General features: G+C 35.5%; 29 protein-coding genes. All 29 read left to right on the forward strand.

What is annotated here, in order from left to right; genetic code table 11:
* Positions 1-6 precede the first annotated feature (6 nt).
* The 29 genes from rpsS (at position 7) to glmS (ending at position 17,722) form a co-directional block, all read left to right on the forward strand.
* On the forward strand, positions 7-285 hold the full coding sequence (gene rpsS, locus JRC48_RS10685; protein WP_055243022.1) for a 30S ribosomal protein S19: 279 nt from the start codon (positions 7-9) through the stop codon (positions 283-285).
* A 21-nt stretch (positions 286-306) separates the two neighbouring features.
* Positions 307-642, forward strand: coding sequence for a 50S ribosomal protein L22 (gene rplV, locus JRC48_RS10690; RefSeq protein ID WP_235069503.1), 336 nt, complete (start codon positions 307-309; stop codon positions 640-642).
* 18 nt (positions 643-660) lie between these two features.
* A complete protein-coding gene (rpsC, locus tag JRC48_RS10695; protein WP_235069504.1) occupies positions 661-1,320 on the forward strand; it encodes a 30S ribosomal protein S3 in 660 nt (219 codons plus the stop codon).
* Position 1,321: 1 nt separating this feature from the next.
* Complete coding sequence (rplP, locus tag JRC48_RS10700; RefSeq protein ID WP_055243016.1) at positions 1,322-1,753, forward strand: 50S ribosomal protein L16; 432 nt, start codon at positions 1,322-1,324, stop codon at positions 1,751-1,753.
* Positions 1,743-1,937: a 50S ribosomal protein L29 gene (gene rpmC, locus JRC48_RS10705; protein WP_055243015.1), complete on the forward strand. Its 195-nt coding sequence runs from the start codon at positions 1,743-1,745 to the stop codon at positions 1,935-1,937. Before rplP ends, rpmC begins: the two co-directional genes overlap by 11 nt.
* A 23-nt stretch (positions 1,938-1,960) precedes the next feature.
* Complete coding sequence (rpsQ, locus tag JRC48_RS10710) at positions 1,961-2,218, forward strand: 30S ribosomal protein S17 (protein ID WP_068759272.1); 258 nt, start codon at positions 1,961-1,963, stop codon at positions 2,216-2,218.
* A gap of 43 nt (positions 2,219-2,261) precedes the next feature.
* Entirely contained in the window at positions 2,262-2,630 is a 369-nt protein-coding gene (gene rplN, locus JRC48_RS10715; protein ID WP_055243011.1) for a 50S ribosomal protein L14, read from the forward strand.
* Between the two features lie 36 nt (positions 2,631-2,666).
* Complete coding sequence (gene rplX, locus JRC48_RS10720; RefSeq protein ID WP_235069505.1) at positions 2,667-2,972, forward strand: 50S ribosomal protein L24; 306 nt, start codon at positions 2,667-2,669, stop codon at positions 2,970-2,972.
* A gap of 32 nt (positions 2,973-3,004) precedes the next feature.
* The gene (rplE, locus tag JRC48_RS10725; protein WP_055275538.1) at positions 3,005-3,544 is read left to right on the forward strand and encodes a 50S ribosomal protein L5; all 540 of its coding nucleotides are present in this window, start codon (positions 3,005-3,007) and stop codon (positions 3,542-3,544) included.
* 22 nt (positions 3,545-3,566) lie between these two features.
* Entirely contained in the window at positions 3,567-3,752 is a 186-nt protein-coding gene (locus JRC48_RS10730) for a type Z 30S ribosomal protein S14 (RefSeq protein WP_055243006.1), read from the forward strand.
* 39 nt (positions 3,753-3,791) lie between these two features.
* Positions 3,792-4,190 (forward strand): 30S ribosomal protein S8, encoded by a 399-nt coding sequence (gene rpsH, locus JRC48_RS10735; RefSeq protein WP_055243004.1) that lies wholly within the window; start codon positions 3,792-3,794, stop codon positions 4,188-4,190.
* 27 nt (positions 4,191-4,217) lie between these two features.
* Positions 4,218-4,760: a 50S ribosomal protein L6 gene (rplF, locus tag JRC48_RS10740; protein WP_235069506.1), complete on the forward strand. Its 543-nt coding sequence runs from the start codon at positions 4,218-4,220 to the stop codon at positions 4,758-4,760.
* Positions 4,761-4,779: 19 nt separating this feature from the next.
* Positions 4,780-5,142: a 50S ribosomal protein L18 gene (gene rplR, locus JRC48_RS10745; protein ID WP_212724568.1), complete on the forward strand. Its 363-nt coding sequence runs from the start codon at positions 4,780-4,782 to the stop codon at positions 5,140-5,142.
* A 20-nt stretch (positions 5,143-5,162) separates the two neighbouring features.
* A complete protein-coding gene (gene rpsE / locus JRC48_RS10750) occupies positions 5,163-5,666 on the forward strand; it encodes a 30S ribosomal protein S5 (RefSeq protein WP_161831746.1) in 504 nt (167 codons plus the stop codon).
* Positions 5,667-5,679: 13 nt separating this feature from the next.
* A complete protein-coding gene (gene rpmD, locus JRC48_RS10755) occupies positions 5,680-5,862 on the forward strand; it encodes a 50S ribosomal protein L30 (protein WP_235069507.1) in 183 nt (60 codons plus the stop codon).
* Between the two features lie 19 nt (positions 5,863-5,881).
* Positions 5,882-6,322, forward strand: a complete 441-nt coding sequence (rplO, locus tag JRC48_RS10760; protein WP_055242995.1) for a 50S ribosomal protein L15 — start codon at positions 5,882-5,884, stop codon at positions 6,320-6,322.
* The gene (gene secY, locus JRC48_RS10765; RefSeq protein WP_235069508.1) at positions 6,322-7,602 is read left to right on the forward strand and encodes a preprotein translocase subunit SecY; all 1,281 of its coding nucleotides are present in this window, start codon (positions 6,322-6,324) and stop codon (positions 7,600-7,602) included. Before rplO ends, secY begins: the two co-directional genes overlap by 1 nt.
* A 13-nt stretch (positions 7,603-7,615) precedes the next feature.
* A complete protein-coding gene (locus JRC48_RS10770; RefSeq protein WP_235069509.1) occupies positions 7,616-8,266 on the forward strand; it encodes an adenylate kinase in 651 nt (216 codons plus the stop codon).
* Positions 8,266-9,012 (forward strand): type I methionyl aminopeptidase, encoded by a 747-nt coding sequence (gene map / locus JRC48_RS10775; protein WP_235069510.1) that lies wholly within the window; start codon positions 8,266-8,268, stop codon positions 9,010-9,012. Before JRC48_RS10770 ends, map begins: the two co-directional genes overlap by 1 nt.
* A gap of 19 nt (positions 9,013-9,031) precedes the next feature.
* On the forward strand, positions 9,032-9,250 hold the full coding sequence (infA, locus tag JRC48_RS10780; protein ID WP_006784453.1) for a translation initiation factor IF-1: 219 nt from the start codon (positions 9,032-9,034) through the stop codon (positions 9,248-9,250).
* A 36-nt stretch (positions 9,251-9,286) separates the two neighbouring features.
* Positions 9,287-9,400 (forward strand): 50S ribosomal protein L36, encoded by a 114-nt coding sequence (gene rpmJ, locus JRC48_RS10785; RefSeq protein ID WP_006784454.1) that lies wholly within the window; start codon positions 9,287-9,289, stop codon positions 9,398-9,400.
* A 19-nt stretch (positions 9,401-9,419) separates the two neighbouring features.
* Positions 9,420-9,785 carry a 30S ribosomal protein S13 gene (rpsM, locus tag JRC48_RS10790; RefSeq protein ID WP_055242988.1) on the forward strand — a complete coding sequence of 122 codons (366 nt, stop codon included), beginning with the start codon at positions 9,420-9,422 and terminating at the stop codon, positions 9,783-9,785.
* A 16-nt stretch (positions 9,786-9,801) separates the two neighbouring features.
* The gene (gene rpsK / locus JRC48_RS10795; protein ID WP_055242986.1) at positions 9,802-10,191 is read left to right on the forward strand and encodes a 30S ribosomal protein S11; all 390 of its coding nucleotides are present in this window, start codon (positions 9,802-9,804) and stop codon (positions 10,189-10,191) included.
* Between the two features lie 58 nt (positions 10,192-10,249).
* On the forward strand, positions 10,250-11,194 hold the full coding sequence (locus JRC48_RS10800) for a DNA-directed RNA polymerase subunit alpha (protein ID WP_055242984.1): 945 nt from the start codon (positions 10,250-10,252) through the stop codon (positions 11,192-11,194).
* A gap of 50 nt (positions 11,195-11,244) precedes the next feature.
* Positions 11,245-11,607 carry a 50S ribosomal protein L17 gene (gene rplQ, locus JRC48_RS10805; protein ID WP_055242982.1) on the forward strand — a complete coding sequence of 121 codons (363 nt, stop codon included), beginning with the start codon at positions 11,245-11,247 and terminating at the stop codon, positions 11,605-11,607.
* Positions 11,608-11,990: 383 nt separating this feature from the next.
* Positions 11,991-12,770: a diadenylate cyclase CdaA gene (gene cdaA / locus JRC48_RS10810; RefSeq protein ID WP_235069511.1), complete on the forward strand. Its 780-nt coding sequence runs from the start codon at positions 11,991-11,993 to the stop codon at positions 12,768-12,770.
* Between the two features lie 30 nt (positions 12,771-12,800).
* Positions 12,801-14,207, forward strand: coding sequence for a YbbR-like domain-containing protein (locus tag JRC48_RS10815; RefSeq protein ID WP_235069512.1), 1,407 nt, complete (start codon positions 12,801-12,803; stop codon positions 14,205-14,207).
* A 17-nt stretch (positions 14,208-14,224) separates the two neighbouring features.
* A complete protein-coding gene (glmM, locus tag JRC48_RS10820) occupies positions 14,225-15,562 on the forward strand; it encodes a phosphoglucosamine mutase (protein WP_235069513.1) in 1,338 nt (445 codons plus the stop codon).
* Between the two features lie 342 nt (positions 15,563-15,904).
* Positions 15,905-17,722: a glutamine--fructose-6-phosphate transaminase (isomerizing) gene (glmS, locus tag JRC48_RS10825; RefSeq protein WP_235069514.1), complete on the forward strand. Its 1,818-nt coding sequence runs from the start codon at positions 15,905-15,907 to the stop codon at positions 17,720-17,722.
* Positions 17,723-17,833 lie beyond the last annotated feature (111 nt).

The raw sequence follows: 17,833 nt of genomic DNA on the forward strand, positions 1-17,833 counted from the left end.
TTTAGAATGGGACGTAGTTTAAAAAAGGGACCTTTCTGTGACGATCATTTAATGAAAAAAGTTGTAGCTGCTAACGAAAGCGGAGACAAAAAAATCATTCAAACTTGGTCACGTCGTTCAACAATTTTCCCACAGTTTGTAGGACATACAATTGCTGTTTATGATGGACGCAAGCATGTTCCTGTATATGTTACTGAAGATATGGTAGGACACAAATTAGGTGAATTCGCACCAACTCGTACATACAAAGGACACATCAAAGAAGACAAAAAAACTAGACGTTAATATTGAGAGGAGGACATGGCTATGGAAGCTAAAGCTATGGCTAGAACAGTTCGCATTGCTCCTCGTAAAGCACGCTTAGTGATCGACTTAATTCGAGGAAAACAAGTTGGCGAAGCATACGCAATTTTAAAACACACTCCTAAAGCGGCATCTCCTGTTGTTGAGAAAGTTTTAAAATCAGCTATCGCAAATGCTGAACACAATTTAAACTTAGATATCAATTCATTATATGTTAAGGAAGCATATGTGAATGAAGGTACAACATTAAAACGATTCCGTCCACGTGCACAAGGTCGTGCATCACAAATCAATAAAAGAACATCTCATATCACAATCGTGGTAGCAGAGAAAAAATAATTAAAGGAGGGATACGAAGTGGGTCAAAAAGTTAGTCCAATTGGTTTACGTGTTGGTGTAATCCGTGATTGGGATGCTCGTTGGTACGCAAATGATAAAGATTTTGCTACTTTATTACACGAGGATTTAAAAATCCGTGATTTCATTAATAACAAATTCAAAAGAGCTTCGGTATCACGCGTTGAAATTGAACGTGCAAAAAACCGTGTTAATATTATCATTCATACGGCTAAACCAGGTATGGTAATCGGTCGTGGTGGATCTGAGAAGGATGCAGCTGTTGCTCAATTAGAAAAAATGACAGGTAAACGTGTTTTCATCCGTATCGTTGAAATCAAACGTCCTGAAGTTGATGCACAATTAGTTGCTAACTCAATCGCTGAACAATTAGAAAATCGTGCTTCTTTCCGTCGTGTACAAAAAGTTGCAATCCAACGTGCTATCAAATTCGGTGCTAAAGGGATTAAAACTCAAGTATCAGGACGCTTAGGTGGAGCAGATATGGCTCGTGCTGAAGGATATAGTGAAGGAAATGTACCTTTACATACATTACGTGCTGATATCGATTACGCTACAGCAGAAGCAGATACAACTTACGGTAAATTAGGTATTAAAGTATGGATCTACAAAGGTGAAGTATTACCTACTAAAAACCGTCAAGTAAAGGAGGGTAAATAATATGTTAGTACCTAAACGTACAAAATATCGTCGCCCTCACCGCTTGTCTTATGAAGGACGTGCAAAAGGTGGAACAACTGTAGTATTTGGTGAGTATGGTTTACAAGCAACAACTGGTGCTTGGGTAACTAACCGTCAAATCGAAGCAGCTCGTATCGCTATGACTCGTTATATGAAACGTAGCGGACGTGTATGGATTAAAATCTTCCCTCATCAAGCTAAAACTGCTAAACCTTTAGAAGTCCGCATGGGATCAGGTAAAGGGGCTCCAGACGGATGGGTTGCAGTAGTAAAACCTGGAAAAGTTATGTTTGAAATTGGTGGTGTATCTGAAGAGATCGCTCGTGAAGCATTACGTTTAGCTTCTCACAAATTACCAGTTCAAACTAAGTTTGTAAAACGTGTAGACGGTGGTGATAGTAATGAAAGCTAATGAAATCCGTAATTTAACCACTACAGAAATCGAAGCTAAAATTAACGAATTAAAAGATGAGTTATTCAACCTTCGTTTCCAATTAGCTACAGGGCAATTAGAAAACACAGGTCGTATTCGTGAAGTACGTAAAGGTATTGCACGTATGAAAACGATCATTAGCGAACGCGAAAACAATAAATAATGAGCTTGAGAGGAGGTTCACTTATGGAACGTACTAAAAAAACTTTTACTGGACGTGTAGTTTCAGATAAAACAGATAAAACAATTACTGTACTTATCGAATCTTACAAAGTACATCCTCTATACGGTAAACGAGTTAAATATTCAAAAAAATATGCAGCTCACGATGAGTTAAATGAAGCAAAAGTTGGAGATTTAGTTCGCATTGAAGAATGCCGTCCTATGTCAAAAACAAAAAAATTCCGTTTAGTTGAAATTGTTGAAAAAGCAGTTATTATTTAATTAATTTTATTGAAATACTGGAGTCTTGAAAGGAGGTCCAATCATGATTCAACAAGAAACACGTTTAAGAGTTGCTGATAACTCTGGTGCAAAAGAATTATTAGCAATTAAAATTTTAGGTGGTTCTCACAAAAAAACTGGTAACATCGGTGATGTTATTGTTGCTACAGTTAAGTCAGCAGCGCCAGGTGGAGTTGTTAAAAAAGGTGATGTTGTTAAAGCAGTAATCGTCCGTACGAAAACTGGAGCTCGTCGTGCTGATGGATCATACATTAAATTTGATGAAAACGCAGCAGTTATTATTAAAGACGATAAATCTCCACGTGGTACTCGTATCTTCGGACCAGTAGCTCGTGAATTACGCGATAAAGATTTTATGCGTATTGTTTCATTAGCTCCAGAAGTACTTTAATTAACACTTAATCCTTAAGATTAGGAGGTGCACGATATGCAAATTAAAACTGGAGATAAAGTAGTTATCATTTCAGGTAAAGATAAAGGTAAAGAAGGTGTTGTTCTTTCAGCACAACCTACTAAAAACAAGGTTGTTGTTGAAGGAGTAAACGTTGTTAAAAAACACGTACGCCCTTCTCAAATGAATCCAGATGGTGGAATCGTTGAATTTGAAGCACCGATCCACGCATCAAACGTTATGATTGTAGATCCAAAGAGTGGTAAACCAACACGCGTAGGATATAAATTCGTTGACGGTAAAAAAGTACGCTTCGCTAAAAAATCAGGTGAAGTATTATAATATAGTTTAACAACGAAGGGAGGTAAACCTGCATGAATCGTTTACGTCAAAAATACGAAAATGAAGTAAAAAACCAAATGGTTGAAAAATTCGGATATAAATCTGTAATGCAAATCCCAACTATTGATAAAATCGTTATCAACATGGGTATTGGAGATGCAGTTAGCAACTCTAAAGTTTTAGATGAGGCAGTAGCTGAATTAGCATTAATCACTGGACAAAAACCAGTTATCACACGTGCTAAGAAATCTATCGCTGGTTTCCGTCTTCGTGAGGGAATGCCAATCGGATGTAAAGTTACATTACGTGGAGAGCGCATGTATGATTTCTTAGATAAATTAGTATCAATTTCTTTACCACGTGTGCGCGACTTCCGCGGAGTTTCTAAAAAATCATTCGATGGACGTGGAAACTACACTTTAGGTGTTAAAGAACAATTAATTTTCCCAGAAATCGACTTCGATAAAGTAAATAAAGTTCGAGGAATGGATATCGTTGTAGTTACAACTGCTAACACAGATGAAGAAGCTCGTGAGTTGTTAACTCAATTAGGGATGCCATTTCAAAAATAATTAATGAAAGGAGGCGTCACTCATGGCTAAAAAATCTATGATTATTAAACAACAGCGTAAACAAAAATTCGCAGTTCGTGAATATACACGTTGCGAGCGTTGTGGTCGTCCACACTCTGTCTTACGCAAATTCAAATTATGCCGTATTTGCTTCCGTGAATTAGCATATAAAGGACAAATCCCAGGTGTTAAAAAAGCAAGCTGGTAATAAACTTAATTCTCTTTAAACGGGAAGGAGGAAAAATAAATGGTAATGACAGATCCTATTGCAGATATGTTAACACGTATTCGTAACGCAAACCAAATGCGTCATGAAGTGGTTGAAATGCCAGCTTCTAAAATGAAACGTGAAGTATTAGAATTATTAAAACGTGAAGGTTTCATTCGCGATGTAGAATATATTGAAGATAACAAACAAGGTGTTTTACGTGTTGCTTTAAAATACGGTAAAAACAACGAACGTGTTATCACAGGTTTAAAACGTATCTCTAAACCAGGTTTACGTGTATACGTTAAAAATACAGAAGTTCCTAAAGTATTAAATGGATTAGGTATCGCTATCTTATCTACTTCTAAAGGAATCATGGCTGATAAAGAAGCTCGTCAACAACAAGTTGGTGGAGAAGTATTAGCTTACGTTTGGTAATAAAAAAGGACAGGAGGTGTCACATAAATGTCTCGTATTGGTAATAAACCAGTAGCATTACCTTCTGGTGTTGAAGTGATTGTTGCTGAAAATAACTTAGTTACTGTGAAGGGACCTAAAGGGGAACTTTCTCGTACATTTAATTCAAATATGCAAATTACAGTTGAAGGAAACGAATTAACTGTAGTTCGTCCTAACGATAACAAGGAAAACAAAATGTTACACGGAACAACACGTGCATTATTAAATAACATGGTTGTTGGTGTATCTGAAGGATTCACTCGTGAGTTAGAAATTATCGGGGTTGGATACCGTGCACAAAAACAAGGAGAAAAACTTGTATTAAACGCTGGATATTCTCACCCAGTTGAGATGGATGCACCAGCTGGTGTAACTATCGAAGTACCTAACAATACTACTGTAGTAGTAAAAGGGATCGACAAACAAGTAGTTGGAGAATTCGCTGCTAACATTCGCGCTGTACGTGCTCCTGAACCATACAAAGGAAAAGGAATCCGTTACAAAGGTGAACATGTTCGTCGTAAAGAAGGTAAAAAAGCTAAAAAATAATTCGAAAGGGGTGGCCTGAATGATTAAGAAAGTATCACGTAATGAGTTACGTAAACAAAGACATTATCGTGTACGTGCTAAAGTTACAGGAACTGCAGAGCGCCCACGCTTAAATGTATTCCGCTCTAGCAAACACATTTATGCGCAAATCATTGACGATGTAACTGGTACTACATTAGTTAGTGCATCAACTTTAGATAAAGACTTAAACATCGCTTCTACAGGTAACGTTGAAGCAGCTAAAGCAGTAGGAGCAGCAGTTGCTAAACGTGCTTTAGAAAAAAATATCACAGCAGTTGTTTTCGACCGTGGAGGATATATCTATCATGGACGCGTTGCAGCATTAGCTGAAGCAGCTCGTGAAAATGGATTACAATTCTAATTAAAGAAGGAGGGACAAAGATGCGTCAAATCATTGACCCTAGTAACTTAACACTTGAAGAACGTGTTGTTACTATTAATCGTGTAACGAAGGTAGTAAAAGGTGGACGTCGTTTCCGTTTTGCTGCATTAGTTGTTGTCGGTGACAAAAATGGTCACGTTGGTTTCGGTACTGGTAAAGCTCAAGAGGTACCTGAAGCAATCAAAAAAGCAGTTGAAAGTGCTAAAAAGAACTTAATCTATGTACCTACAGTTGGAACTACAATTCCTCACCAAATCATTGGAGAATTCGGTTCAGGTAACGTATTATTAAAACCTGCTTCTGCCGGGACAGGAGTTATCGCAGGTGGACCAGTACGTGCCGTATTAGAGTTAGCTGGAGTACAAGATATCTTATCAAAATCTTTAGGATCAAACACACCAATTAACATGGTTCGTGCAACAATCAATGGTTTAGAAAATTTAAAAACAGTTGAACGCGTAGCTGAATTACGTGGGAAAACTGTTGAAGAAATCTTAGGATAAGGAGGGAACTCCAATGGCTAAAGAATTACACATTACTTTAACACGTAGTGTAATCGGTCAAAATGAATCTCAACGTGCAACAGTTCAAGCTTTAGGTTTAAAAAAATTAAATCAAACAGTTGTTAAAGCTGACAATGTAGCTGTTCGCGGTATGATTAATAAAGTATCTCATTTAGTGACTGTAGAAGAGAAATAATCAAAGGAGGTGACTTTCGGTGAAATTACATGAGTTAACATATACTGAAGGGTCTCGTAAAGATAGAAAACGTATCGGACGTGGACACGGTTCAGGTCAAGGTAAAACTGCAGGTAAAGGACACAAAGGACAAAACGCACGTTCTGGTGGTGGAGTTCGTTTAGGATTCGAAGGTGGTCAAACTCCTTTATTCCGTCGTTTACCAAAACGTGGATTTACTAACATCAACCGTAAAGAATACGCTATCGTTAATTTAGATCAATTAAATAAATTCGAAGATGGAACAGTTGTTACTGCAGAACTTTTATTAGAAACTGGAGTAATTAAAAAATTACACTCTGGGCTTAAAGTTTTAGGACAAGGACAACTAGAAAAGAAATTAACTGTTAAAGCAGCTAAATTCTCAAAAACAGCAGAAGAACAAATTGCAGCTCAAGGTGGATCAATCGAGGTGGTATAATGGCTACTTTCAGTAAAGTATGGAAGAACGCTGATTTACGTAAGAAGATCCTATTTACGCTGATGATCTTTGTTGTCTATCGTATTGGATCTTACATTCCTGTGCCAACCATCAACACATCTGTTTTAGAAGCATATGCACAAACTCCGATGCTAGGATTCTTTGATACATTAAGTGGAGGGGCATTGAAACGATTTTCATTGTTTGCGATGTCTATCTCTCCTTATATTACTGCATCAATTGTTATCCAATTGCTTCAGATGGATGTCGTACCAATTTTGTCTGAATGGGCAAAAGAAGGTGAAACTGGTAAACGTAAGTTAAACCAATTAACTCGTTATGTCACTTTAGTTCTTGCATTTGTTCAAGCTATTGCAATGTCAATCGGATTTGACATCTCAATGAATGGTGTTTTATTAGAAAGTCATTCAATAGTTACTTATTTATACATTGCATTAACTATGACAGCAGGTACAGCTGTTATGATTTTCCTTGCTGATCAAATTACTAGCAAGGGAATTGGTAATGGTACATCAATGATTATCGTAGCAGGTATTTTATCTCGTGTTCCATATATGCTAAACGATTTATACACGAAATACTTGGTAAATATAACAGTATCTAATGTGTTAGCATTTATTTCAGTGTTAGCATTATTAGCTCTGACAATTATTGCTGTTATATTCTTACAGAGCGCAACTAGAAAGTTACCAATTCAATATGCAAATAGACATAATTCTGCTCAGTTATCGGGACGTAAGGATTCATTTATTCCATTAAAGCTGAATTCAGCTGGAGTAATTCCTGTAATCTTTGCTGCTTCACTTGTAAGCTTACCGTTAACAGTAGTAAATTTTCTACCTGAATCAAGTGTAACTAATGTAATTAAAGCTATCTTTGATTACTCACAACCAATTGGGTTTATTTTATATGTTGTATTAATCGTTGCTTTCACTTACTTCTATGCTTTTGTACAAGTAAGTCCAGAAAAAGTAGCAGAAAACCTTAAAAAACAAGGATCATACATTCCGGGCGTAAGACCAGGTGTAGATACTGAAGAGTATTTATCAAAAGTTTTATCTCGTATCACTTTTATTGGAGCTATTTATTTAGTAGTCATTGCGGGCTTACCAATTTTATTTGGCGCAATCACTGATTTACCAAGTAGTGTTGAAATTGGTGGTACAAGCTTATTAATTGTTGTAGGTGTAGCGATGGAAACTGCTAAGCAAATCCAAACAAAAACAATGGATCAAAAATATAGAGGATTCATCAAATAATTGAGGTGATATGATGAAAATCGTATTTATGGGGCCTCCGGGTGCTGGAAAAGGTACTCAGGCTGAAAAAATTATTGAAAAATATCAAATTCCACATATCTCAACTGGGGACATGTTTAGGAAAGCGATAAAAGACCAAACTGAATTAGGTATGGAAGCTAAGCGTTACATGGATCAAGGTGCATTAGTACCTGACCATGTTACAATTGGTATTGTAAAGGATCGCTTGTCTGAATCAGATTGCAAGTCGGGATTCCTGTTAGATGGTTTTCCACGAACAGTAGATCAGGCAAAAGCCTTAGATGAAATACTGACTTCTCTTGATTCAAAGATTGATTATGTAATTAATATTGATGTTGATTTAGACATTCTTAAAGAGCGCTTAACAGGACGTCGTATTTGTCGTTCATGTGGGGCAACTTATCACATGGTCTTCAATCCACCTGCTGTAGCTGGTGTTTGTGACAAGTGTGGTGGAGAATTATATCAACGTAAAGATGATAATGAAGAAACGGTTGGTAATCGCTTAGATGTTTACGTTAGTCAGACTAAACCTTTATTAGATTATTACTCTTTAGCCGGAAATCTTGTTAATATTAATGGTCAGCAATCAATTGATCTTGTATTTGCAGAAATCCAAGATGTACTTGGAGGCAATAAATAATGATTATTTGTAAGACTCCGCGCGAAGTTGAAATTATGCGAGAAGCTGGGCGTATTGTTGCTTTAGCTCATCAAGAGGTACAAAAGCACATTAAACCTGGTGTTACAACGAAACAATTAGATCAAATTGTAGAAGATGTAATTCGTAGTCAAGGCGCAATACCTTCTTTTAAAGGTTATCATGGATTCCCTGCAAGTATATGTGCATCAGTAAACGATGAACTTGTTCATGGTATTCCAGGAAATCGTGTTTTAAAAGATGGAGATATTATCTCTATTGATATAGGTGCGAAATATAATGGATATCACGGAGATTCAGCTTGGACTTATCCAGTTGGTAAAATTTCTGATGAAGCTCAAAGATTACTTGATGTTACGAAGCAATCATTATTTGTCGGTTTAGAACAAGCTAAAGCGGGAAATCGTTTATCAGATATCTCACATGCTATTCAAGTATATGTAGAATCTCATAACTTCTCGATTGTCCGTGAGTACGCTGGGCATGGTGTCGGTCAAGATCTACATGAAGATCCTTCAATTCCACACTATGGACCTCCTGGACGAGGACCAAGATTGAAAACAGGAATGACTTTAGCAATTGAGCCTATGGTTAATTATGGTGAAAGATACGTTCGTACTTTAGCTGATAATTGGACTGTAGTTACTCGTGATAAAGGTCTCTGTGCTCATTTCGAACATACTGTTGTCATTACTGACGATGGATATGAAATATTAACTAAGTTATAAAGATAAGGAGGCATAATCAATGGCTAAGCAAGACGTTATTGAAGTAGAAGCTACCGTTATCGATAATTTGCCAAACGCTATGTTTAAAGTAGAATTAGAAAATGGTCATCAATTAATTGCTCACGTTTCTGGTAAAATCCGTATGAACTTCATTCGTATTTTACCAGGTGATAAAGTAACAGTAGAATTATCTCCTTATGATTTAACACGTGGGCGCATTACATATCGTCACAAATAGACTCCGATATACTGAAAAATGAGGAGGTTTTTATTCATGAAAGTAAGACCATCTGTAAAACCTATCTGCGATAAATGTAAAGTTATTCGCCGTAAAGGAAAAGTAATGGTAATTTGTGAAAATCCAAAACATAAACAAAAACAAGGATAAGCTTTAGGAGGTGCAATGTATGGCACGTATTGCTGGTGTAGATATTCCTCGCGATAAACGCGTTGTAATTTCATTAACATATATCTATGGTATTGGTAAACCAACAGCTCAACAAATCTTAGCAGCTGCTGGTGTATCAGAAGATACACGTGTACGTGATTTAACTGAAGATGAGTTAAACCGTATCCGTGCAGAAGTAGATAAATTAAAAGTAGAAGGAGACTTACGTCGTGAAGTTTCATTAAACATCAAACGTTTAATGGAGATCGCTTCATTCCGTGGAATCCGTCATCGTAGAAGTTTACCAGTACGCGGACAAAACACTAAAAACAATGCCCGTACTCGTAAAGGTCCACGTAAAACAGTTGCTAATAAGAAAAAATAGTTAGGAGGGTCATCATATGGCACGTAAACAAGTTAGTCGTAAACGTCGTGTTAAAAAGAATATTGCTACAGGTGTAGCACATATCCACTCGACTTTCAATAATACAATTGTTACGATTACTGATCCTCATGGTAATGCAATCTCATGGTCAAGTGCAGGTGCATTAGGATTCAAAGGATCTCGTAAATCAACTCCATTCGCTGCTCAAATGGCATCAGAAGCTGCTGCTAAAGCTGCAATGGATCACGGAATGAAAAGTGTAGACGTATCAGTTAAAGGTCCTGGTCCTGGTCGTGAAGCAGCTATTCGTGCTTTACAAGCTGCAGGATTAGATGTAACAGCTATCAAAGACGTTACTCCAGTTCCTCATAACGGATGCCGTCCACCAAAACACCCACGTGGTTAATCAGGAAGTTATTTGAAAGTAGTACCCTACTATTAAGCGATCCTGAGGAGGGAAATCGATGTTAGAAATCGAAAAACCAAGAATTGAAGTTGAAGAATACATCAAAGATGAATTCTATGGGAAATTTGTTATTGAGCCTCTAAAACGTGGATATGGTACTACGTTAGGGAATTCCTTACGTCGAGTATTACTATCATCTCTTCCTGGAGCTGCAGTAACATCTATCTCAATAGAGGGAGTTCAACACGAATTCACATCTATCGATGGTGTAGTTGAAGATGTAACACAAATTATTTTAAATTTAAAAAACTTAATTTTATCTATTGATTCAGAGGAAGTTAAGGAATTACGTATTGATGTGGCTAGAGAAGGTGCAGTTACAGCTGCAGATATCGAATGTGACGAACAAGTAGAAATTATCAACCCTGACTTACACATTGCTACTTTATCAGCTACAGGTCGTTTACGAATGACAATGAAAGCTCGTCGTGGTAATGGATATGTAGGAGCAGACGATAATAAAAAATTACTTGAGAGTGCAGGAGAGATCGCGATCGACTCTATCTACACACCAGTAACTCGCGTATCATATGATGTTGAAAAAACTCGTGTGGGTCAAGATGCATCATATGATAAGTTAACATTAGAAGTTTGGACAAACGGAAGTGTTAATCCACAAGAAGCTATCTCTTTAGCATCAAAAATCTTAGTTGAACACTTCAGTATTCTTGTTAACTTAAATGAAGCAGGACAACTTGCATCATTTATTGTTGAACGTGAAGATGAAGAGAAAAACAAGGTATTAGAAATGCCAATCGAAGAGTTAGATTTATCTGTTCGTTCTTACAACTGTTTACGTCGTGCTGGAATCAATACAGTTGAAGAATTAGCTCGTCATTCTGAAGAAGATATGATGAAAGTTCGTAACTTAGGTAAAAAATCATTAAAAGAAGTTAAGGATAAACTTGACGAATTAGGATTAAGCTTAGGTTGCACTAAATAATTTATATATATATTTATAATTCCATTTTCACATGGAAGGAGGAATTTTAAGTGGCTTACAGAAAATTAGGACGTCTTAGTCATCAACGTAAAGCAATGTTACGTGATTTATCAACAGATTTAATCATCAACGAACGCATTGTAACAACTGAAGCTCGTGCAAAAGAATTACGTTCAGTAGTTGAGAAATTAATTACTTTAGGTAAACGTGGAGACTTACACGCTCGTCGTCAAGCAGCTGCATACGTACGTGCAGAAGTTGCTAACGATGAAACTGGAGCAACAGCTGTTCAAAAATTATTCTCTGACATCGCACCTCGTTACGCTGAGCGTAATGGTGGATATACTCGTATCTTAAAAGTTGGTCCTCGTCGTGGGGATGCAGCTGATATGGTTGTTATCGAGTTAGTATAATTTTTCAAACCATAGAAGAGTTTATCTTCTATGGTTTTTTTTATTTTTTAGATAAAAATACGAATGATCATTCCTAGCTAATACATTACAGTAATACTTGGATAGATAATGTAATTTTGTGCATTTAATTATGACTTTTTTAATATTAAAAGCCTATTGATGAATAATAATTAAAAAATACAATGATATAATGAAAGGTCTAACATATACTAATGATGTTTATAATGTTTTATTTTTGAGTTGGAAATCTATAAATATAATAAATCTTAGCAAATTCAAATCTTATGGAAAATATTATGTTATAATTGCTTAATTTTACCTATGTTTATTTATATTTTTTTTAGTTATGATATAATATTTATGTTCAAAAGGAGGCCAGCACTTTGATTAATACAGTGATTAACTCAGTAGATAGCTTTAAGTTTTTTGATCTGCTATTAGTAGGTTTAGATATTTATTTTGTTTGGTTAATTATTTACTATATTTTAAAACTGATTAAGTCAAATGTTCGTGCCGTTCAAATTTTAAAAGGTGTTATCTTGATTTATATCATTGATTTAGTAAGCCAAATTTTTGATTTGTACACTTTGAATTCTTTGATTGGAAATATTATTGATTGGGGATTACTGGCCATTATTATTATTTTTCAACCAGAAATTCGTAGTGGGCTTGAGCAAATTGGACGTAATAGTACTTTAAATCGTGAACAAAATAAATTTGTAGAACATGATGTGATTAGTATTTTAGCTAATTCAGTTGAATTCCTTGCTAAACGACGTATTGGAGCTTTAATTGTTATTGAGCGAGGGGTTAAACTAGATGAATTTATTACACCATCGACAATTATTGATGGGGAAATTTCACAGGAGTTATTAACAACTATATTTGTTCCAACAACTCCATTACATGATGGAGCCATTATGATTCGTGAAGAAAAACTTTATTGTGCGGGTGCCTACCTTCCATCAACTAGACGGGAAGATATTAATAAATCTTTTGGAACACGACATCGTGCAGCTATTGGAATTAGTGAGATTTCTGATAGTGTGACATTGGTAGTTTCCGAAGAGACTGGACGTTATTCAATTGCCTATAAAGGTGAATTGAAAGTTTATGATCGTATTGATGCTTTTAAGAATGATTTAAAGCAGTACCTTGGTTAAATGGATAACGGATGATGAAGGTGGTGTCGTATGAAAAAAAGTAAAAGATTTGAGACTAATGAACGAAACGAAACGAAAGATTCAGGCGAAGTAGCAAAACAAATTGCTGTTGAAACGATTAAAGATACAGAAAAATTTTTTCAAAAGATTTCAAGTTTTTTGAAAAATATTTGGAAGTTCTTAACGACTCCGAGTATGCTTTTAGGAGTTTTTAAATTTCAGAAATTAGATCACGTATACGAAAGTTTTCTTCGAAATGAACGATTAATGAAAATTCTAGCATTAATTGTGGCAATCGGATTTGCATTAAATGTTCGATATTCTTTTACAATGAAAGAGAGATATTCTGTAGACATTAATAGTTATCCACTAGTATCTTATTATGATAAGGAACGTACCGTCGTTGAGGGACTTCCTGACACGGTAGATATCACTTTAGTAGGTGATAAAAGCCAAGTGGATATTGCTAAAACAAAAGCTAATTTTGAAATATTTGCTGACTTAAGAGATTTACCGCCAGGGACACATAAGGTCAATTTAGAGTATAGTAAACTAGGTAGTAAGTTAGATGTTAAGATTGATCCTAGTACAATTGTTGTTACGATTATGCCTTTAACAGAAATTGATAAGCAGGTTCAGGCTGACTTTGTTAATTTAGATCAAATTGATGACATGTATGTGTTGAGTGAACCACAATTAGCACTAGACACTGTTAAAATTAAAGGTCCTCAAACAACGGTTGATCAGGTTGCAAGTGTGAAAGCAATTATTGATGTTTCTGATTTATCAAAACTCTCTGATTATGAGGCTCCTGTGTTTGCCTACGATAAACTAGGAAATAAATTAGATGTGGAAATTAAACCAGATAAATTAACTGCTAGTGTACAAGTCACAACTCCAAGTAAAGTTGTTCCAATTGAAGCGGTGGTGACAGGAAATGCTCCTGATGGATATAGTGTAGAAAGTGTTGTACTAACACCATCTGAGGTTAAATTATATGGAGAAACAAATGCCCTAGAAGATTACGAAAAATTACAAATTCAAGTTGATTTATATCAACTAGACGATAATAATGAACTTATTGTAAAATTAGAAAAGCCAGAGAATGTTCATAAGATGGATACAGACACAGTTAAAGTAAAAGTGATATTTGAACAAACACAAACAAAAGTCTTAGAAAATGTTGCTGTTGATTTTAAAAATTTAGATGATAGTTATCGAGTTAAAGTAAAAGATTTAGTTGACTCAATGATGAATGTAACATTAAAAGGATCGATGACAATATTGGATTCTATTTCTAATGATGATGTTAAAGTATCGATTGATTTATTTGGATATAAGGCAGGAGAATACGAAGTTCCTGTTGCAGTGGAAGCTATTACAGGTGTGATTATTCAGCCAAGTCAATCAAAAGTAAATGTAATTATTACAAAATAAAAGTGAGGTTAGTATATATGGGAAAATACTTTGGAACAGATGGAATTAGAGGAGTTGCTAATACTGAACTAACTCCAGAGTTTACTTTAAAATTAGGACGTATTTTAGGGCATCATTTAAAGTCTAAAAATACACGACCTAAAGTTTTAATTGGGCGCGATACTCGTATTTCAGGAGAACTATTAGAAAGTGCCTTAATTGCTGGTTTAATCTCGTCAGGAGCTGATGTATTAACTCTTGGGGTGATTACAACACCAGGTGTCGCTTATTTAACAAAAAATTTAGATGTAGATGCAGGAATCATGATTTCGGCTTCTCATAATCCAGTTCAGGATAATGGAATTAAAATCTTTAGTCATAGTGGTTATAAATTAAGTGATCGAGAAGAAGAAGAAATTGAAGCTTTAATTGATACGGAAGATGAATTACCTCGCCCAATCGCAGGAGAAATTGGACGTGTTGAAGATTTCCAAATGGGATCACAAAAGTATGTAAATTTTATTAAGGGAACTGTCGGTCATAAGTTAACAGGATTAAAGATTGTTTTAGATTGTGCAAATGGTGCAAGTTCAGCTTTAGCTCCTCAATTGTTTGCTGATTTAGATGCAGATATTATTACTGTCTCATCAAATCCTGATGGAATTAATATTAATCATGACTGTGGATCAACACATCCAGAAGCATTAGCAAAAGAAGTTGTTAAACATGAAGCTGACTTAGGATTTGCTTTTGATGGTGATTGCGATCGCTTAATTGCTGTTGATCATACTGGAACAGTGATTGATGGGGATTATATTATGTTCATTGTCGGACGTTATTTAAATGAAAAAGGATTATTAAAACAAGGAACTGTTGTTTCAACAGTTATGAGTAACTTAGGGTTTTATAATGCGATTGAAGCGAATGGCTTACAAAGTGTTCAAACTAAAGTTGGTGATCGTTACGTATTAGAAGAGATGTTAAAAAATGATTACAACTTTGGTGGAGAACAATCAGGGCACTTAATTTTCTTAGACTATGGAACAACTGGAGATGGAATGTTAAGCGCCGTTCAGTTAGCTAAAATCATTGTTGAAAAGGAACAATCATTAGCTGACTTAGCAAAGGAAATGCCTAAGTATCCACAGTTATTAAAAAATCTTCGTGTGGAAGATAAGCAGGCGATGATGACTAATGAACGTATTTTAGAAGTCATTAAAGAAGTTGAAGGTGAAATGAACGGAGAAGGACGTGTGTTAGTTCGTCCTTCAGGAACTGAGCCATTAGTTCGTGTAATGGTAGAGGCTAAAACAGAAGAGTTATGTGAACAATACGTAAATCGTATTTTAAACGTTGTTGAACAGGAATTAAAATAATAAAAAGAGGTGAATTTCACCTCTTTTTTCATAGGAAAATAAATAAAGACTTTTTCCTCCAATATATGATAAAAATATCATTTCAATATAATTAGCATATGATATAATGTATTTGTTGCTTTCTAGATGGGGAAGGAGGATAGCAAGGGTAGAGAGAGTTTTCTATTCAATGATAAGCGCCAGAGCTGTTAAGTTAGTAACAGCTGACGAGGTGAAGGTTAATCGATCTTTCGGCGGATGCCTTCCGGCTGTATACCTCAGTCGTAGTCTCCAAACAAAACTAAGAGGTAACTCTTATGACAAAATTGGAGAAAAAGGTAAATAAGAAAGCAGCTCTATTAAATGGATGATAATAAAAAAGGAGTTGTGACACTTATGTGTGGAATTGTTGGATATATTGGTCAGCAAGATGTTAAAGATATTTTATTAAACGGATTAGAAAAGTTAGAATATCGTGGATATGATTCAGCAGGAATTGCTGTCGTTAATGAAGCAGGAGTTCATATTTTTAAAGATAAAGGGCGTATTGCTCACTTACGTACAGTGGTTGATGAAACAGTTTCATCAACAGTAGGAATTGGACATACACGTTGGGCGACTCATGGTGCACCTAATCAACGTAACTCACATCCTCATCAATCAAGTACGGGACGTTTTACGATTGTTCACAATGGAGTAATCGAAAACGAATTAGAATTACGCCAAGAGTTTTTACCAAATTATAATTTTATTTCAGATACAGATACAGAAGTCATTGCTGCGTTAATTGAGCACTTTGTATTAGAAAAAGAAGATGTTGAATTAGCGATTCGTCACGTAATGAGTTTATTACATGGATCTTATGCGTTAGGTGTCATTGATGTCAATAATCCAGACGTGTTATATGCGGCTAAAAACAAATCACCGATGTTAATTGGATTAGGTGAAGGATTTAATATGATTGGTTCAGACGCAATGGCTATGTTACAATGTACGAATCAATTTGTTGAAATCGAAGATGAAGAGTTTATTAAGTTAACACGTGAAGGCGTAACGATTCACAATTTATTAGGTGTAACGATTAAGCGCGATCCATTCACGGCAGAATTAGATGCTTCTGATATTGAAAAAGGAACATATCCTCACTATATGTTAAAAGAAATTGAGGAACAACCTTATGTTATTCGTCGTATCGTTGAGCAATATTTTGAAGATGGACAAATTAAAATCAATCCAGAAATCGTTAATGCGGTTAAAGACGCTGATCGTTTATACATTATTGCAGCGGGAACAAGTATGCATGCTGGATTTGTTGGAAAACAATTATTTGAGCAATTAGCAGGAATTCCAACAGAAGTTCATATTTCATCAGAATTTGTTTACAATACACCAGTCATTAGCAAAAAACCATTATTCATCTTTATTTCTCAATCAGGAGAGACAGCAGATAGCCGTGCGGTTTTAGTAAAAATTAAGCAATTAGGTTATCCATCATTAACGATTACAAATGTTCCAGGATCAACGTTGTCTCGTGAAGCAGATCACACGTTATTATTATACGCAGGACCTGAAATTGCCGTTGCTTCAACAAAAGCATATACAGCACAAGTGGCAGTTCAAGCTGTTTTAGCGGCAAAAGTAGCGGGTAACACAGACTTAGATTTATCTCGTGAATTAGCGATTGTGGCTAATGTCATGGAAAGTATTACAGATGATAAAGAGCAATATGAAAGAATTGCAAAAGATTATTTAACTGAACGTAATTGCTTTTATATTGGTCGTCATGTGGACTATTATGTGGCATTAGAAGCTGCTTTAAAATTAAAAGAGATTTCTTATATTCAAACAGAAGGATTTGCAGCTGGTGAATTAAAGCACGGAACGATCGCTTTAATTGAAAAAGGAACACCAGTTATTGCAATTGTTTCTCAAGAATCAGTTAATTTAAATACACGTTCAAATGTAAAAGAAGTAAAAGCTCGCGGAGCGAATGCTGTGATTATTTCATTACGTTCGTTAAGTTCTGAGACGGATCAAATTGTGATTGATGATGTTCATCCGTTATTAACACCATTAGTGACGGTTGTTCCAACACAATTAATTTCATATTATGCAGCTTTACAACGTGGATTCGATATTGATAAACCACGTAACTTAGCTAAATCAGTAACAGTAGAATAAAATAAAAACACTCTCAATATTGAGAGTGTTTTTATTTTACCTCGTATAGTTGCCAATACACCCTATATATGGTAATATATGGTTATTAATTTGTTTAATAATGAGTGGTGA

This window comes from Turicibacter sp. TJ11 (genome assembly GCF_021497505.1).
Classification (GTDB): domain Bacteria; phylum Bacillota_I; class Bacilli_A; order MOL361; family Turicibacteraceae; genus Turicibacter.

Coding starts and splice junctions, on each gene's coding strand:
- rpsS (WP_055243022.1), top strand. CDS start 7: ATGGGACGTAGTTTAAAAAAGGGACCTTTCTGTGACGATCATTTAATG.
- rplV (WP_235069503.1), top strand. CDS start 307: ATGGAAGCTAAAGCTATGGCTAGAACAGTTCGCATTGCTCCTCGTAAA.
- rplP (WP_055243016.1), top strand. CDS start 1,322: ATGTTAGTACCTAAACGTACAAAATATCGTCGCCCTCACCGCTTGTCT.
- rpmC (WP_055243015.1), top strand. CDS start 1,743: ATGAAAGCTAATGAAATCCGTAATTTAACCACTACAGAAATCGAAGCT.
- rpsQ (WP_068759272.1), top strand. CDS start 1,961: ATGGAACGTACTAAAAAAACTTTTACTGGACGTGTAGTTTCAGATAAA.
- rplN (WP_055243011.1), top strand. CDS start 2,262: ATGATTCAACAAGAAACACGTTTAAGAGTTGCTGATAACTCTGGTGCA.
- rplX (WP_235069505.1), top strand. CDS start 2,667: ATGCAAATTAAAACTGGAGATAAAGTAGTTATCATTTCAGGTAAAGAT.
- rplE (WP_055275538.1), top strand. CDS start 3,005: ATGAATCGTTTACGTCAAAAATACGAAAATGAAGTAAAAAACCAAATG.
- JRC48_RS10730 (WP_055243006.1), top strand. CDS start 3,567: ATGGCTAAAAAATCTATGATTATTAAACAACAGCGTAAACAAAAATTC.
- rpsH (WP_055243004.1), top strand. CDS start 3,792: ATGGTAATGACAGATCCTATTGCAGATATGTTAACACGTATTCGTAAC.
- rplF (WP_235069506.1), top strand. CDS start 4,218: ATGTCTCGTATTGGTAATAAACCAGTAGCATTACCTTCTGGTGTTGAA.
- rplR (WP_212724568.1), top strand. CDS start 4,780: ATGATTAAGAAAGTATCACGTAATGAGTTACGTAAACAAAGACATTAT.
- rpsE (WP_161831746.1), top strand. CDS start 5,163: ATGCGTCAAATCATTGACCCTAGTAACTTAACACTTGAAGAACGTGTT.
- rpmD (WP_235069507.1), top strand. CDS start 5,680: ATGGCTAAAGAATTACACATTACTTTAACACGTAGTGTAATCGGTCAA.
- secY (WP_235069508.1), top strand. CDS start 6,322: ATGGCTACTTTCAGTAAAGTATGGAAGAACGCTGATTTACGTAAGAAG.
- JRC48_RS10770 (WP_235069509.1), top strand. CDS start 7,616: ATGAAAATCGTATTTATGGGGCCTCCGGGTGCTGGAAAAGGTACTCAG.
- map (WP_235069510.1), top strand. CDS start 8,266: ATGATTATTTGTAAGACTCCGCGCGAAGTTGAAATTATGCGAGAAGCT.
- infA (WP_006784453.1), top strand. CDS start 9,032: ATGGCTAAGCAAGACGTTATTGAAGTAGAAGCTACCGTTATCGATAAT.
- rpmJ (WP_006784454.1), top strand. CDS start 9,287: ATGAAAGTAAGACCATCTGTAAAACCTATCTGCGATAAATGTAAAGTT.
- rpsM (WP_055242988.1), top strand. CDS start 9,420: ATGGCACGTATTGCTGGTGTAGATATTCCTCGCGATAAACGCGTTGTA.
- rpsK (WP_055242986.1), top strand. CDS start 9,802: ATGGCACGTAAACAAGTTAGTCGTAAACGTCGTGTTAAAAAGAATATT.
- JRC48_RS10800 (WP_055242984.1), top strand. CDS start 10,250: ATGTTAGAAATCGAAAAACCAAGAATTGAAGTTGAAGAATACATCAAA.
- JRC48_RS10815 (WP_235069512.1), top strand. CDS start 12,801: ATGAAAAAAAGTAAAAGATTTGAGACTAATGAACGAAACGAAACGAAA.
- glmM (WP_235069513.1), top strand. CDS start 14,225: ATGGGAAAATACTTTGGAACAGATGGAATTAGAGGAGTTGCTAATACT.
- glmS (WP_235069514.1), top strand. CDS start 15,905: ATGGATGATAATAAAAAAGGAGTTGTGACACTTATGTGTGGAATTGTT.